This is a genomic window from Streptomyces sp. NBC_00582 (assembly GCF_036345155.1).
In the GTDB taxonomy this organism is placed as follows: domain Bacteria; phylum Actinomycetota; class Actinomycetes; order Streptomycetales; family Streptomycetaceae; genus Streptomyces.
Genome location: NZ_CP107772.1, coordinates 9,791,921 through 9,806,512, shown reverse-complemented (window position 1 = coordinate 9,806,512; position 14,592 = coordinate 9,791,921). Strand labels below are relative to the sequence as shown.

Below are 14,592 nucleotides of genomic sequence, written 5' to 3'. Positions count from 1 at the left end.
CCGGTCCGGGCGTTCGTGACCCTGGAGATCGCCCAGGGTGCGCTCGACGACGTCGCCGCCGACTCGCCTCCCTGCCCACCGTGCTGGAGGCCTACGCGACGACGGGAGCCTCCGACGTCCTGTGCAAACTGGCGCCGCGCCCCTCGGTGACGCCCGGCGACGTCAGGCACTGCTGAGCGACGCCAGCCGCGAGGCCGCCTCCCTCACCTGAGCGGCGACGAACTCGATGTCGAACTCGTGCATGGCCACCACGCCGACCGAGGCGCCGGCCGCGCCCGGCACCTCGAACCCCGCCGCGATCCCGGTGGCGCCCTTCTGGAGTTGGCCCGAGGTGACGCTGTAGCCCAGCTCCCTTGCCCGCACGATCTCCTCGGGCTCATCCGGCAGAGGCGGCTGCAACGCGAGGATGGCGATGCCGTTCGCCCCCCTCTCCAGCGGATGCCGCACACCGATGCGGTAGCCCACCAGGATCGGGCCGTACTGGACGGTCGGCTGCGCTCCGGCGACGGGGACGCACTCCCGCGCACCGTGAGCCACCGTCAGAAAGGCGGAGGTACCGGTGGCGTCGGCGAGTTGCTGCAGAACCGGCTGGGCCGCCAGGACCAGCTGATGCTGGAACCGCCCAGCCAGGGTGGCGGCTCCGGCACCGAGCCTCACCCGCTTGCCCTGCCGGGAGACCAGCGCGTGCTCCTCCAGCGTCTGCACGATCCGGTACGCGACAGCCCGATCGATCTCCAGCCGCGCCGCCAGGTCCGCCACCGTCAGACCGTCGGCCGCCAGAGAGATCAAGCCCAGAGCCCGAAGCCCGCGATCCAGACCTTGCAGCGTGGCCATCGACACCTCCTGATCCCGCGGCCGCACACGACGCCCGCACAAACAGACAGATCTTCTCCGGCCGCCACGTTAGGCCACGTCAAGCCCGCGGCGCTGCCGGCCCGGGCAAGCCCGACCTTGACCGGCCCGCCACCAAGACTCTACTTTCACACTACTGCTTCCAACGCACAAAAATGTGCGCTGAGCGCACAAACGGCACCGCGACTCCGAGTCCTGAGGAGAGAGACTTGCCGTACTACCACCGGGCGGGCGCGGTTCCGCCGAAACGTCACACCCAGCACCGGGACCCGGACGGGAATCTCTACTACGAGGAGCTGATGGGCGAGGAGGGCTTCTCCTCCGACTCCTCGCTGCTCTATCACCGGCACATTCCGTCGGCGGTGCGGGAGTTCCGGGTGTGGGACCTCGGGGATCAGTCCCTGGTGCCCAACCACCCCCTGGTGCCCCGTCATCTCTCCACGCACAGACTGTTCACGGAGGGCGAGTCCGGCATCGACGCGGTGACCGGGCGCAGGTTGCTGCTGGGCAACGACGACGTCCGGCTGGCGTATGTCGTGGCCGACACGGTCAGCCCCTACTACCGCAACGCGATCGGCGACGAATGCCTCTACGTCGAGGCCGGACGCGCTCGTGTGGAGACGGTCTTCGGCGACCTCGAGGCCGGCGACGGCGACTATGTGATAGTCCCCCGGGCCACCACGTACCGGATCGTCCCGGACGGAGCCGTACGGATCTATGCGGTTGAGGCCAATTCGCACATCGGGCCCGCCCGGCGCTACCTGTCCAAGCACGGCCAGCTCCTCGAGCACGCGCCGTACTGCGAGCGCGACCTCCGCCTCCCGGACGGCCCGACGGTCGTCGAGGGCGAGAACGTCGAGGTGTACATCAAGCACCGGGGACCCGGCGGCGTCGCGGGGACCGTCCACACGGTGCCGAACCACCCCTTCGACGTCGTCGGCTGGGACGGCTGCCTCTACCCGTACGTGTTCAGCATCCGTGACTTCGAGCCGATCACGGGCCGGGTCCACCAGCCGCCACCGGCCCACCAGGTCTTCGAGGGCCACAACTTCGTGATCTGCAACTTCGTGCCGCGCAAGGTCGACTACCACCCGCTGGCCGTCCCGGTGCCGTACTACCACTCCAACGTCGACTCCGACGAGGTGATGTTCTACTGCGGCGGGGACTACGAGGCGCGCAAGGGCTCCGGGATCGGCCAGGGCTCCGTCTCCCTGCACCCCGGCGGCCACCCCCACGGTCCCCAGCCGGGTGCCATGGAGCGATCGATCGGCGCGGAGTTCTTCGACGAGCTCGCGGTCATGGTCGACACCTTCCGTCCCCTGCAGCTCGGTGAGGCCGCTCGCGCGACGGACGACGGGACGTACGCATACTCCTGGGAGCAGAACCGATGATCGCCCCACTGACGCCGGACATCCCCCCGGTGCTCGCCGGCCTGTTCGACGACGCGGCGGTCTTCCCGCCCGGCAGCCTGCCGATCGAGGAGGCCGTGCCGGCCCATGTGGAGCACACCCGCGGCGCCCACGCCGGGCTGGTCGGTGCCTTCGTCCTCGCCGCCAGGGACGTCGACCGTCTCGCCGAGCTGACCGCGGACCTCCCCGAGGGCTCCTTCGCCCTCTCGGTGACCGTTCCGCTGCCGGGTGTCTCCGACGCGCTCGCCGCGGCGCGCCGGATCCCGGCCGTGCGGCTGGTCGGTCTCGAGGTCGCCGTGCCGGACTCGGTCGCCGCCGAGGCGGTCGTACCAGCCCTGACCGAGGCGATCGACGACCGCGGTCTCACCGTCCATGTCGAGGTGCCGCGCGACGACCGGCGCGGGACGCTGCTGGCCGAACTCGCCGGGACGCCGTACCTGGCCAAGTTCCGGACCGGAGGCGTACGCGCCGATCTGCACCCCGACGAGCGCGAACTCGCTGCGGCCATCCTGGCCGCGGTGCGGGCCGGGGTGGCGTTCAAGGCGACCGCGGGCCTGCACCACGCGCTGCGCAACACCGACCCGGAGACCGGGTTCGAGCAGCACGGGTTCCTCAACCTGCTCGTGGCCACCGACGCGGCGCTGAAGGGTGCCGAGGTGGCGGAGCTGGTGGGGCTGTTGGCCGACCGCGACGGCGACCGTGTGGCCGAGCGGGTGCGCGCCCTGTCGCCCGAAGTCCGTGACCTGTTCCGCTCCTTCGGCACCTGCTCGGTCGCCGAACCCGCCGCCGAGTCGGCCGGTCTCGGCCTGCTGCCCGCCGCGACGATCGCCGACCTCACCGAGGTGTCCGCATGACCAGCACCATTCGACTCACTGTCCCGGCCGACTCGTTGTTCGGTCTGACCAACCTGCCCTACGGCGTCTACTCGGCGCCCGGCCGGGCGCCGCGCGTCGCGACCCGCTACGGCGACCACGTCATCGATCTGGCCGTGCTGCTGGACGACGACGTCTTCGCCCGGCCGAGCCTGAACGACTTCATGGCCCAGGGCCACGCCCGCTGGGTCGAGGTCCGTGGCGCGATCACCGAGCGGCTCCAGGGCCCGGTTCCCGCCGAGGCGGTCCACGACCTGGGCACGGTGACCCTGCGCCTGCCCTTCGAGGTCGCCGACTACGTCGACTTCTACGCCTCCGAGCACCACGCCTCCAACCTGGGCAGACTGTTCCGGCCCGACAACCCCGACCCGCTCATGCCGAACTGGAAGCATCTCCCGGTCGGCTACCACGGGCGGGCGGCCTCCGTCGTCGTCTCGGGCACCGACATCGTCCGCCCCTCGGGCCAGCGCAAGGGCCCCGACGACCCCGTACCGGTCTTCGGGCCGTCGACCCGCCTCGACATCGAGGCCGAGCTGGGCTTCGTCCTCGGGACCGGCAACGCCATGGGAGAGTCCATCGGCGCCGAGGACGCGGAGCGGCACATCTTCGGGGTGGTGCTCTTCAACGACTGGTCCGCACGCGACATCCAGGCCTGGGAGTACGTCCCGCTCGGCCCCAACCTGGGCAAGTCCTTCGCCTCCACGATCTCGCCGTGGGTGGTACCGCTGCTCGCCCTGGACGCCGCCCGGGTCCCGGTCCCGCCCCAGAAGCCGGCCGTGCTGCCGTACCTGCGGATGGCACAACCGTGGGGCCTCGACGTCGACCTCGCCGTCGAGTGGAACGGTGAGGTGGTCTCCCGGCCGCCGTACGCCGCGATGTACTGGTCGCCGGCCCAGATGCTGGCCCACCAGACCGTGGGCGGCGCGCCCTCGCGCACCGGTGACCTGTTCGCGTCCGGCACCATCTCCGGCCCGGAGAAGGAGCAGCGCGGCGCCTTCATCGAACTGACCTGGGGCGGCAGGGAGCCCGTCACCGTGGGCGGTCGGCAGCGCACGTTCCTGGAGGACGGGGACGAGGTCGTTCTCACCGCCACGGCCCCGGGCGCCGACGGAACCCGGATCGGCTTCGGCGAGGCTCGCGGGCGGATCATCAGCGGCAAGCAGGAGGACCGATGAGCAAGACGGTGGCCTCGCCCGCCGAGGCGGTCGCCGACATCGCCTCGGGCAGCTCCCTCGCTGTCGGCGGGTTCGGGCTCTCCGGGATCCCGGACCGCCTGATCGCGGCCCTGGCCGAGCAGGGCGCCGACGACCTGGAGATCTTCTCCAACAACTGCGGTGTGGACGGGATCGGACTCGGCATCCTCCTCGACCTCGGCCGGATCCGCCGCGTCACGGCGTCCTACGTCGGGGAGAACAAGGAGTTCGCCCGTCAGTACCTGTCCGGCGAGCTCGAAGTGGAACTCACCCCGCAGGGCACACTGGCCGAGCGGCTGCGCGCGGGCGGCTCCGGCATTCCCGCGTTCTACACCCCGGCGGGCGTGGGCACGCCGGTCGCCGAGGGCGGCCTGCCGTGGAAGTACGACCGGGCGGGGAACGTCCTGGTCGCCTCCCCCCGCAAGGAGGTACGCGAGTTCCACGGCCGGCGGTACGTCCTCGAAGAGGGAATTGTCGCCGACTTCGCGCTCGTGCACGCCCGGCTCGGCGACACCGACGGGAACCTCGTCTTCAACAAGGCGACGACGAACTTCAACCCGCTCGCCGCGATGGCGGCACGGATCTGCGTCGCGCAGGTCGAGGAACTCGTGGAGCCCGGCGGGATCGACCCCGCCCAGGTGCACCTGCCCGGCATCTACGTCCAGCGGATCGTCCACACCGGCCCGCAGACCAAGCACATCGAGAAGCGCACCGTCCGGGAGAACGCGGCATGAGCGAGCAGCGGACCGGCTGGTCCCGGTCAGGAATGGCGGCGCGTGCCGCGCGGGAACTGCGGGACGGCGAGTACGTCAACCTCGGCATCGGCCTGCCGACCCTCATCCCGAACTTCCTTCCGCCAGGGGTCCGGGTCACGCTGCACAGCGAGAACGGCATCCTCGGAACGGGCCCCTACCCGACCGAGGACGAGGTCGACGCCGACCTGATCAACGCCGGCAAGGAGACCGTCACGGTCGGCCCCGGAGCGTCGTACTTCGACTCCGGGCAGAGCTTCGGCATGATCCGCGGTGGCCACATCGACACCGCCGTGCTCGGAGGTATGCAGGTCTCCGCCACGGGCGACCTGGCCAACTGGATGGTGCCCGGCAAGATGGTCAAGGGGATGGGCGGCGCGATGGACCTGGTCCACGGCGCGAAGCGTGTCATCGTCCTCATGGAGCACATGGCCAAGGACGGCACACACAAGATCGTCGAGAGGTGCTCCCTGCCGCTCACCGGGCAGGCAGTGGTGCAGCGGATCATCACCGACCTGGCCGTGCTCGACGTCACCGCCGAGGGCTGCCGACTCGTCGAACTGGCACCCGGTGTCACCCTCGACGAACTGCGCGAGAAGACGGGGACGCCTGTCGCGAGACGTACTCGTCGAACAGCCAAGGGTTCCCCGAACCCGAGCCGGTCGTCGTAGCTTTGGCTGAAGGGCCGTCCAGGCGGGCCAACGGAGCGCCACAGGCCAGGAGTTGATTTTGGACTTACAGGACGCGCGGGACACGGCCAAGAGGCTGCGCGCGATCAGCGATGAGCTGTCCGACCGTTTCTACGAGCGGGCCGACGTCGTTCGGACGCTGGTGGTGACGCTGCTCGCCGGGCAGCACTCATTGGTGCTCGGTCCGCCCGGAACGGCGAAGTCCGAGATGGCCCGCGAACTCACGGGCCGGATCGACGGGGCCGCCTACTGGGAGATCCTCCTGTCGAAGTTCACCGCACCGACGAGGATGTTCGGTCCCGTGGACGTCGCCGCGTTGGCACGGGGTGAGTACCGCCAGGTCTACGAGGGCCGCGCCACGACCGCGCATGTGGCGTTCATCGACGAGATCTTCAAGTGCTCCACGGCAGCGCTCAACGAGACACTGGGCTTCCTCAACGAGCGGATCTACCACCCCGAGAGCGGCGGCGAGCCGATCCGCTGCCCCCTGATCGGGGCCATCACGGCGAGCAACGAACTACCCGGCGGAGAGGATTCGGCCGCGATCTACGACCGGCTGCTGGTGCGGATCGAGGTCGGGTACCTGGAAGACCCCTCGAACTTCGCCGCGCTGGTCCGCTCCGCCGTCAGCCGCCGGGCGGCACCGACACGGACGAGGATCGAGCTGGCCGCCTTGCAGCACGCTGTGACCCGAGGTCGTCCCGGCGGTGAACGTACCCGACGTGATCGTGGATGCGGTGTGCACGCTGCGGGCCGCCCTGCGCCGCAAGGAACTCGTCGCCTCCGACCGCCGCTGGCGGCAGGCGGTGGGCCTGCTCCAGGCGTCCGCGTACCTCGACGGCCGTCAGGCGGTCGCGGAGACCGATCTGTCGGTGCTGACCCACGTCCTGTGGGACTCGCCCGCCGAACGTCCGACCGTCGAGCGCGAGGTGCTGCACCTGGTCAACCCCGATGCCAAGGAGGCGCTCGACCTCGCCGATGCCATCGAGGAACTGGAGGCGCAGCTCGACGCCATGGCCGGACAGTCCCGTGAGGCACTCAGCGAGTGGGTCATCAAGAAGGCTCACCACCAGCTCGCCACGGCGGGGAAGCGGCTGGAGAAGCTGCGCCGGGAGGCGATGATCGCCGGCCGCTCCACCACCGCCATCGACCGGGTCACCGGCCGCCAGCGCGCCGTTCGCGCCCGCGTTCTCACCGAGGCCCTCGGCGTGGACGCGAGCGTGGTGGGGGCTCAGCTCTGAACACCGGGAGATCAGGACCATGAGCCGGACGGACGGGGACAGGACACCGCGCGAACTCGACGAGTCGGCGGTCCCGGCCAAGGCGTGGCTGGGCCTGTCCGCCGCCGCTCCCGAGCGGCACACCGCGGCCGTGGTCGCGGACCGGTTCGACTGGATCGCGTGGCGCGACACCTACGCGCAGTCGGCCGGGCTGCGCGAGCTGGCCGAGGAGCTGAGCGGACGCCACGACTGCACCACCGACCTCCTGACCGACGCGTTCCTGGCCGCCTACAAGGTCAGGCCGCGGTTGCGCGAGCCCGGGGAAATGGAGCCCTCACGGCTGGTCAACCATCAGGTCATCACCTCATTGACGGAGTCACCGGAGTTCGCCCTGCTGCACCGGGAGACGGTCGGTGACCCCTACGCCGCCGCCATGGCCGTGCTCGCCCAGGCCGCCGCCCTGCGCGTGATGCTGGAGCGCACCCGGGATGCACAGAAACGGGCCGAGCGGGCGAGGAAGGCCCAGCAGGACGCCGAAGACGCGGCGAACGCCCTCAGCGAGGCGCTCCAGCAGGCCGACGGCGAGGACGACGAACACGGCACCGTGCCGACCCCGGCCACCGACGCCGTGCAACGGGCCGTAGAGGCCGCCGCGCAGACCGCCCAGGACGCCGCGCAGGCCCTCTCGGCAGCGGCCTCCGTCATCCGATCCACCGCACGGAGCGCGGTGGCGAAGGCCGCCCGGGCCACGCGTGAGGAGGCCGCGCTGATGCGAACATGGGGCGTCGCTCCCGGTGAGCTGGAGCGCATGCCGTTCGACCAGCGCGCCCGGCTCGCCGAGCGGCTGCGCACCGGCCGTTTCGCACAGTGGGCCGAGCTGATCGGTCGCTTCCGGCAGATGGCTGCCGGAGAGCGCGCCCGCAAGGTGGAGAACGCCACCGGGGAACTGGTCGGCGTCACGCTCGGCGACGACCTCTCCCGCGTCATCCCCTCCGAGCTCACCCACCTCGGCCTGCCCGAGCTGCGGGCGGTGTTCGCCGCGCGCTACGCCGCCGGGGAGCTGATGCTCTACGAGAGCCAAGGCGAGCGGACGAGCGGTCGGGGCGCCGTCATCGCGTGCGTGGACACCTCGCACTCCATGTACGAGGCCGGCCCCGGCGGCGTCACCCGGGAGGCGTGGGCCAAGGCGTGCGCCCTGGCGCTGCTGGACCAGGCCCGCCACGCGGGGCGTGACTTCGTCGGCGTCCTGTTCTCCGCCGCCGACAAGGTACGGGTCTTCCGCTTCCCCGCCGACCGGCCCACCGACATCGTCCAAGTCCTCGACTTCGCGGAGACCTTCCTCGGCGGCGGCACCAGCTACCAGACGCCGCTGACAGCGGCCGGGCAACTGCTGCGGGAGGAGTTCGACTCCGCCGCCCGCACGCGCGGCGACATCGTGATGCTGACCGACGACGACTGCGGCGTCACCGAGACATGGATGCGCGACTGGAACGACGCCAAACGCCTGCTGGGCTTCCGCGTCTTCGGCGTCGCCGTCGGAGCCCCTCGCGTCGCCGAAGCCGACTCGGTCCTCGAGGCCCTGTGCGACAACCTCCGCTCCGTCGAGGACCTCACCGACGTCCACACCGCCGCCGACCTCTTCCGTGTGATCTGACAGCCCCCGTCGACGACATCGAGCACGTCGTGGCCCGCCTGCGCCCCACGGGGCTGAACCGGTGGGCGAGATCGTGCGGTACGAGAACGTCTACCGGCTCTGCCATGTCCGCGAACCCGAGGGCATCGTCGTCAAACTCGCCGAGCACCTCACCTCGGGCCGCCGCGGCGCCCCGTGTCCGTGGACGGCACCCCGGGTGGCATAGTGCCCGGATGCCTTTACGGAAACGCGTGCCGGGAATCCTCGCAGCCCTCGCGACGGTGTTCGCGGCGGCCGTGACACCCGCCGCCGCAGACGGCTCGGACCGTGTCGTGATGCGCTTCGAGACCGAGAAGACCTTCGTCATGTACAACGCGGACGAGGGGGCGAGCGCCTCGAACGGCGACTTCCATGTGCCCGTCTTCGTCGAGCGGAGCGAGGGCGGTACGCCGGCCCGCAAGGTGCGGGTGGTCGTGGACGCCTCGGGTCTGGAGGGCGTCGCCCGGGTCGGGGACAGCGGCATGTGCAAGGCCGAGGGCCCGGTCCGCACCTGCGAGTACGGCGATCTCGAGAACGGCGACGGCGAGAGCTACGACCCGCTGGTCCTCCTCGGCGTGGACGGCGTCGAGCCGGGCGACAGCGGCACGGTGACGTACACGGCGACCGCCGACAACGCGGCCACGATCACCGGCACCACCCGGATGACGGTGGGCGGTCCGACCCTGTCCGCGCCCGGTCAGGAGAGGGGCGTGAGCGGACTGGCGCCGGGGAAGCCCGCGCGGCTGACACCCCGGTTGGCCGACAACACCCGCTTCCCGGCGGTGCGCGGGGTCGCTCTGCGGGTGAACGTCTCGGAGGGCCTCACGCTCACCACCCGGTACCGCAACTGCTTCTACGCCGGCCCGTCGCCCACCTCCGCCTGGTGCGCGTTCGACACGGTGGCCGCCCCGGGCGCCGCGTACCGCACGAGCGCACCGCTGCCGTACACCGTCACCGGCCCGAAGACCCTGGCCGGCGAGGTGACCTACACCTGGTCGTCCGACCCGCGAAAGCCCGAGGGTCACACCGTGCGCGGCACGGGCGCCGCGCTCACCCTGGTCCGCACCGCCGCGCACCGGGACTTCGACGACAGCCACGGCAGGGTCGGGGTCACCACCACCGTGCAGGCCGACTACGAGCCGGTCACCGGGACCGTCCGGGGCCGGGTCGGCGACACGGTGAGCGTGAGGCTCGGGGTACGGCGGCTCGGTCCGGGGACTCCGAGCGGCGACGTGGGCGGCTTCGAGGTGGTGCCGCCGGAGGGCACCACCGTCACGTCCGTCCCCTTCACCTTCGAGGACACGGACGGGAAGTGGGCGTGCGAGCGCCCCGGGAAACCCGGCGGCGCGTTCGTCTGCGATCTCAACAGCGACGTGTTCTGGCCGGGGTCCGACGGGACGACCACGGTCGAGTTCCGCTTCCGAGTCGACCGGCGGATCGCGGGCGCCAAAGGCACCATCCGCGTCCACAACCCCTACGACCGCACCCCCGGCAACGACACCGCTGTCATCCCCCTGGAGGCGTCCCCGGCCCCGCCGTACCGGAAGCCCGCGGTTCTGGTGCCGAGCGCCCTGACCGCCGTGGCGATACTCGCCGGGATCGCGGTGTACCGCCGTCGCCGACGCCGTACGACGATGTGACGGGGATCACGCCCAGGGGAAAACCTGCCGTCCGTGGCCGGCGTCTTGCGGGTGTGAGATCAGTCAGGAAGGCACCGGGCGAGCCGGACGAGGAGCATCTCGTGCGGCTGGTGGCCAAGGGTGACCGTGCCGCGTTCGAGGAGCTGTACCGGCGTACGTCGCCGTGGATGGCGGTGCGGCTGCGCCGCCGCTGTGCGGACGAGCAGATCGTCGCCGAGGTCATGCAGGAGACCTATCTGGCGGTGTGGCGCGCGGCGGGCGCGTTCGTCGGGACCACGGCCGGGGGGACCGCCGTCGGCTGGCTGTGGACGATCGCGGCGCGCCGACTCGTCGACGCGTTCCGGCGCCGGGCCCACCACGCGGAGCCGCCACCCGCGGCCGCGTCGCGGCCCGTGGCGCCCGCCGCCGAGGAGGAGGCGCTCGCGACGACCGTCGGCGGTGAGGTCGGCGACGCGCTGCGGCGCCTCGCGCCGGAGCTCAGAGATGTCCTGCAGGCCATGGTGCTCGACGGGCTGTCCGTCCGGGAGACCTCGGTGCTGCTGGGACTGCCCGAGGGCACGGTCAAGACCCGTGCCCGCCGGGCCCGGATCGAGATGCGGAAGGCGCTGGCATGAGTGGGGAACACGCGTCGATTCGGATCATCGACGGCTACGCGCGCGGCGACACGGAGCTCGCCGCCGACGAGGTGTGGGCCCTGGAGGCCCATCTGGAGGCGTGCCGGGTGTGCCGAGACCGGCTGTCGGCCGCCGTCACGGAGCAGGCGCCCGCCGTCGCGGCGCTGGTCGGCACCGTGTGGTCCGACCTCGAACCGCGGCTCGCCGAGATCGCCCCGATGCCGCGACGACGACGCTGGTCCGCGCGGGTGGCGAGATGGCTGACACCGACGACGGTGCCGTGGGTGGCCATGGTCGTGTGCGTGACCCTGCTCGCGTTGCTGCTCGACCTGACCGGCACCGTCCCGGGCACCGGCTACGGCTCCGGTTCCGACGGGGTGTCGCTGGTGCTGCTGTTCGCCCCGGTCCTGCCCGTGCTCGGCGTCGCGGCGTCATGGTCGCGCGGCCTGGACCCGGCGTACGAGCTGACGGCCTCCGCGCCGAGGGCGGGACTGTATCTGGTGCTGCGGCGTACCGCGTCCGTGCTCGCCGTGGTCGTCCCCGCGCTGCTGATCGGCGGCTGGGCGACGGGGGTGACCGGGGTGACGGCCGCGCAATGGCTGCTGCCCTGTCTGGCCTTCACCTCGACCACCCTGGCGCTCGGCGGTGTCGTCGGGGTGACCCGCGCCGCCGCCTGGCTGGTGGCCGGATGGGCCGCCGTGGTCGTGGCCCCGAGCCTGTCCTCCGGCCGTACGACCTTCGCCCTGCGGACCGTCGGCCTGCCCGTGTGGGGGCTGATCCTCGCGCTCGGCATCGGTGTCGTGATCGCCCGCAGGGGCGCGTACTCCGTGCTGGGAGCCCATCGTTGACCATCGGAGAGGAACACCACATGCTGCCCGCTGTGAGCGCGGCCGACATCGCACCGACGCCCTACGCCTGGGAGATCCGGGCCACCGGGCTGAAGGTGAGGGTCGGCAGGAACCGGATGGCCGTCGACGGGCTCGACCTGTCGCTCGGCACCGGCGTACACGGCCTCCTCGGTCCCAACGGGGCGGGCAAGACCACCCTCATCCGGGCGCTGGCCACCGTGCTGCGCCCCGCCGAGGGCACCCTGGAGCTGCTCGGCGAGTCGGCCGGCGGCAGGGGCGAGCACCGTGCGCTGCGTCGCCGGATCGGCTATCTGCCGCAGGAGTTCGGCTACTACAAACGCTTCACGGTCCGCGAGTTCGTCGAGTACATGGCGTGGCTGAAGGAGGTGCCCAAGGCGGACATCCCCGCGGCGGTGCAGCACGCCGTGGAGCGGGTGGGCCTGGCCGACCGCGCCGACCAGCGGATGAAGACCCTGTCCGGTGGCATGGTGCGGCGGGTGGGCATCGCCCAGGCCATCGTCAACGACCCCACGATCCTGCTGCTGGACGAGCCGACGGTCGGCCTGGACCCGGCGCAGCGGCTGCGCTTCCGCCAGCTGCTCCAGGAGCTCGGCAAGGACACCTGCGTGGTCGTCTCCACCCACCTCGTGGAGGACGTGGCCGTCGCCTGCACCGACGTGGTGCTCTTCGCCGACGGCCGACTGGTCTTCCAGGGCACCCCGGACGAGCTGGCCGCGGCGGGCGGGCCCGACCATGTGGGCGACAGCCCGCTGGAGCGGGGCTACTCGGCGCTGCTGCAGAACCCGGAGCAGGAGAGGGGCACCTGGTGAACATCCGTGTCCTGCGCACCGAGTGGAAGCGCTCCGTCGCCCCCTGGGCCGGCGCCGTGGTCCTGGCGGGCGCGCTCGCGTTCCTGTATCTGCTGGACGCCGGGTGGTGGACGGGCACCACGGCGTGGACGGCCCAGTGGACGTCCCTGGCCCTGTGGACCCGCGCTGTGCTGTTCTACCTGTGGCCGCTGGCCGTCGGACTCGGCGCGCTGCAGGGGCTGCGTGACCACCGCTCGAAGATGTCCGAGCTGCTGTCGACGACCTCGCGTCCCGCCCGGCACCGCGCCGCCGCACTCGCGGGCACGGTGGCGATCAGCCTGGCTTCGGCGTTCGGGCTCCTCGTCCTCGTGGGCGGGGTCCAGGTGCTCGCCCACACCGACTACACGCACCTGGGATGGCTGCCGATCTCGCTGGTGGGGGCGTTCTCCCTCGTCGCGGGAGCCGTGCTGGGCATGGGGGCCGGGCGCGCCCTGCCGTCCCCGCTCACCCCGCCGCTGCTGACCATGGTCGCCTTCGCGTTCACCGCGCTCATGCACGCGTCCCTGGGTCAGACGCGGACGACCACGGCGGAGGGTATCCCGGTCACGGAGCCGAAGCAGATCTCGCTGCTCTCGCCGGTGGTGGCCGACGTGACCAACGCGTTCGTCACCCTCTCCGCCTCCGTGCACGTCGGACAGACGATCTGGCTGCTCGGCGTGGCCGCGACGGGCTTCGCCCTGCTGGTCGCCGCGACCCGGCGCGCCCGACTGCTCGCCCTGACGCCCGTCCTGGCGGGCGCGACGATCGCCCTGCTCGTCCTCCCGTCCGACCCGAGCCGGATCTACGTCCGCGACGAGGCCGCCGCCGCGTCGGTGTGCGACGGCCCGGTGTGCGTGGCCAGGGAGCACCGGGCACGACTCGCCGGCCTCGTGGGTCCCGGCAAGGAGGCACTGCGTCTGCTGCGCGGCGCCCTGGGCGGCCGGGCCCCGGTCTCGGTCCGGGAGAACACCGCCGTACAGGCGGAGGGGACCACGCCGCGGTGGTCCCGTGGGACCGTGCTCTTCGGCTTCGACGACGACGTCATCACCGACGCGAAGGGCGAGGAGCTGACCTGGGCCCTGATCGCCAAGGGCATGGTGCCGGGGTGCGCCCCCGTCGGCTGGTTCAGCGCGGGCGAGGAGGACGTCGCGCAGACCGTCGCGGTGGGCTGGGTCCTCGGGGACCTCAAGTCGCTGCCCAGCACACAGTCGGCGGGCTTGCGCCACGAGTTCGACACCGAGGCCCGAGCGGTGTGGAAGGACCTCGAGGCGCTGCCCCGAACCGAGCAGGTGTCGCGGGTCAACGCGATGCGCGCCGCCGCGCTCTCCTGCCGGGGGAACACGCTCGACGCGCTGAAGGGCGGTGTGTCCGGGTGAGGTGGCTGACGCTGTACGCGCGTTCGCGGCAGGTGCCCGCGTCGCTCGCCGTGGTGCTGATCAGCACCCTGGCGGGATGGGCGCTCGCCCGCGACGCCGGCGGGGAGCCGGCCGATCCCCGGCTGCCCGTGCTGGTCCTCGCCGCCGGAGCGATGGCGGTCTCGGTCGGGCTCGGCGGGCAGGACCTCGCACTGGACCGGACGGCCGCGATCCCGTGGGTACCCCGCAGGGCGGCGCATGTGCTGCTCGGCGGTGCGCTCGTCGCCGCGATCCCGCTGGCGGTCCGGGCAGCGGGCGCCGACCTGGCGACCACCGCGTTCATCGTCCGGGACGGCGCGGGCCTGATGGGGCTGGCGGCGGTCGGGGCGACGGTGTGCGGGGGGCCGTACGCGTGGACACTGCCGTTCGCCTGGCTCTCCTACGCGTTCTTCGCCCCTGCCCCGACGAGTGTGCCGACGCAGGTGGCGTCCTGGATGCTGCTGCCCTCCGGCACGGCGGCGGGCACCTGGACAGCCCTCATCCTCACGGCGGCCGGCACCGCGGCGTACGCCGTCGCGGGACCGAGACGGTAGTCGTCGGGTGAGGGTGAGATGACCTCGGCCCGACA

General features: G+C 72.0%; 14 protein-coding genes and 1 pseudogene. 14 read left to right on the top strand and 1 reads right to left on the bottom strand.

All coding sequences use genetic code 11. The features are described 5' to 3' along the window. Positions 1-162: 162 nt before the first annotated feature. Positions 163-834 carry an IclR family transcriptional regulator gene (locus tag OG852_RS44400; RefSeq protein ID WP_133914284.1) on the bottom strand — a complete coding sequence of 224 codons (672 nt, stop codon included), beginning with the start codon at positions 832-834 and terminating at the stop codon, positions 163-165. Between the two features lie 227 nt (positions 835-1,061). Between OG852_RS44400 and OG852_RS44395 the strand changes: the two genes are divergently transcribed. The 14 genes and pseudogenes from OG852_RS44395 to OG852_RS44330 all read left to right on the top strand — a co-directional run bounded on the left by OG852_RS44395 (position 1,062) and on the right by OG852_RS44330 (position 14,557). After that, positions 1,062-2,243 (top strand): homogentisate 1,2-dioxygenase, encoded by a 1,182-nt coding sequence (locus OG852_RS44395; protein WP_330350856.1) that lies wholly within the window; start codon positions 1,062-1,064, stop codon positions 2,241-2,243. Beyond that, entirely contained in the window at positions 2,240-3,115 is an 876-nt protein-coding gene (locus OG852_RS44390) for a hypothetical protein (protein ID WP_133914286.1), read from the top strand. Before OG852_RS44395 ends, OG852_RS44390 begins: the two co-directional genes overlap by 4 nt. Then, positions 3,112-4,308, top strand: a complete 1,197-nt coding sequence (fahA, locus tag OG852_RS44385; RefSeq protein ID WP_330350855.1) for a fumarylacetoacetase — start codon at positions 3,112-3,114, stop codon at positions 4,306-4,308. Before OG852_RS44390 ends, fahA begins: the two co-directional genes overlap by 4 nt. Continuing rightward, positions 4,305-5,060: a CoA transferase subunit A gene (locus tag OG852_RS44380; RefSeq protein ID WP_133914288.1), complete on the top strand. Its 756-nt coding sequence runs from the start codon at positions 4,305-4,307 to the stop codon at positions 5,058-5,060. The genes fahA and OG852_RS44380 overlap by 4 nt, the downstream gene beginning before the upstream one ends. After that, complete coding sequence (locus tag OG852_RS44375; protein WP_330350854.1) at positions 5,057-5,749, top strand: CoA transferase subunit B; 693 nt, start codon at positions 5,057-5,059, stop codon at positions 5,747-5,749. Before OG852_RS44380 ends, OG852_RS44375 begins: the two co-directional genes overlap by 4 nt. A gap of 58 nt (positions 5,750-5,807) precedes the next feature. Continuing rightward, positions 5,808-7,008, top strand: a pseudogene (locus OG852_RS44370) (AAA family ATPase). Between the two features lie 19 nt (positions 7,009-7,027). Next, positions 7,028-8,641 carry a VWA domain-containing protein gene (locus OG852_RS44365; protein WP_330350853.1) on the top strand — a complete coding sequence of 538 codons (1,614 nt, stop codon included), beginning with the start codon at positions 7,028-7,030 and terminating at the stop codon, positions 8,639-8,641. A 61-nt stretch (positions 8,642-8,702) separates the two neighbouring features. Next, entirely contained in the window at positions 8,703-8,846 is a 144-nt protein-coding gene (locus tag OG852_RS44360) for a hypothetical protein (protein WP_208117216.1), read from the top strand. A 7-nt stretch (positions 8,847-8,853) separates the two neighbouring features. Continuing rightward, the gene (locus OG852_RS44355; RefSeq protein WP_330350852.1) at positions 8,854-10,299 is read left to right on the top strand and encodes a hypothetical protein; all 1,446 of its coding nucleotides are present in this window, start codon (positions 8,854-8,856) and stop codon (positions 10,297-10,299) included. Between the two features lie 53 nt (positions 10,300-10,352). Further along, positions 10,353-10,913: an RNA polymerase sigma factor gene (locus tag OG852_RS44350; protein ID WP_133914293.1), complete on the top strand. Its 561-nt coding sequence runs from the start codon at positions 10,353-10,355 to the stop codon at positions 10,911-10,913. Next, positions 10,910-11,761, top strand: a complete 852-nt coding sequence (locus tag OG852_RS44345; protein ID WP_330350851.1) for a zf-HC2 domain-containing protein — start codon at positions 10,910-10,912, stop codon at positions 11,759-11,761. The genes OG852_RS44350 and OG852_RS44345 overlap by 4 nt, the downstream gene beginning before the upstream one ends. 20 nt (positions 11,762-11,781) lie before the next feature. After that, on the top strand, positions 11,782-12,591 hold the full coding sequence (locus tag OG852_RS44340) for an ABC transporter ATP-binding protein (protein WP_330350850.1): 810 nt from the start codon (positions 11,782-11,784) through the stop codon (positions 12,589-12,591). After that, complete coding sequence (locus tag OG852_RS44335) at positions 12,588-13,985, top strand: hypothetical protein (RefSeq protein ID WP_330350849.1); 1,398 nt, start codon at positions 12,588-12,590, stop codon at positions 13,983-13,985. Before OG852_RS44340 ends, OG852_RS44335 begins: the two co-directional genes overlap by 4 nt. Further along, entirely contained in the window at positions 13,982-14,557 is a 576-nt protein-coding gene (locus OG852_RS44330; RefSeq protein WP_133914297.1) for a hypothetical protein, read from the top strand. Before OG852_RS44335 ends, OG852_RS44330 begins: the two co-directional genes overlap by 4 nt. Positions 14,558-14,592: the final 35 nt, after the last annotated feature.

Excerpts from the sequence above, each read along its gene's own strand:
- OG852_RS44390 (WP_133914286.1), top strand. The coding sequence starts at position 2,240 with ATGATCGCCCCACTGACGCCGGACATCCCCCCGGTGCTCGCCGGCCTG.
- OG852_RS44380 (WP_133914288.1), top strand. The coding sequence starts at position 4,305 with ATGAGCAAGACGGTGGCCTCGCCCGCCGAGGCGGTCGCCGACATCGCC.
- OG852_RS44345 (WP_330350851.1), top strand. The coding sequence starts at position 10,910 with ATGAGTGGGGAACACGCGTCGATTCGGATCATCGACGGCTACGCGCGC.
- OG852_RS44400 (WP_133914284.1), bottom strand. The coding sequence starts at position 834 with ATGGCCACGCTGCAAGGTCTGGATCGCGGGCTTCGGGCTCTGGGCTTG.
- OG852_RS44340 (WP_330350850.1), top strand. The coding sequence starts at position 11,782 with ATGCTGCCCGCTGTGAGCGCGGCCGACATCGCACCGACGCCCTACGCC.
- OG852_RS44365 (WP_330350853.1), top strand. The coding sequence starts at position 7,028 with ATGAGCCGGACGGACGGGGACAGGACACCGCGCGAACTCGACGAGTCG.
- OG852_RS44375 (WP_330350854.1), top strand. The coding sequence starts at position 5,057 with ATGAGCGAGCAGCGGACCGGCTGGTCCCGGTCAGGAATGGCGGCGCGT.
- fahA (WP_330350855.1), top strand. The coding sequence starts at position 3,112 with ATGACCAGCACCATTCGACTCACTGTCCCGGCCGACTCGTTGTTCGGT.
- OG852_RS44355 (WP_330350852.1), top strand. The coding sequence starts at position 8,854 with ATGCCTTTACGGAAACGCGTGCCGGGAATCCTCGCAGCCCTCGCGACG.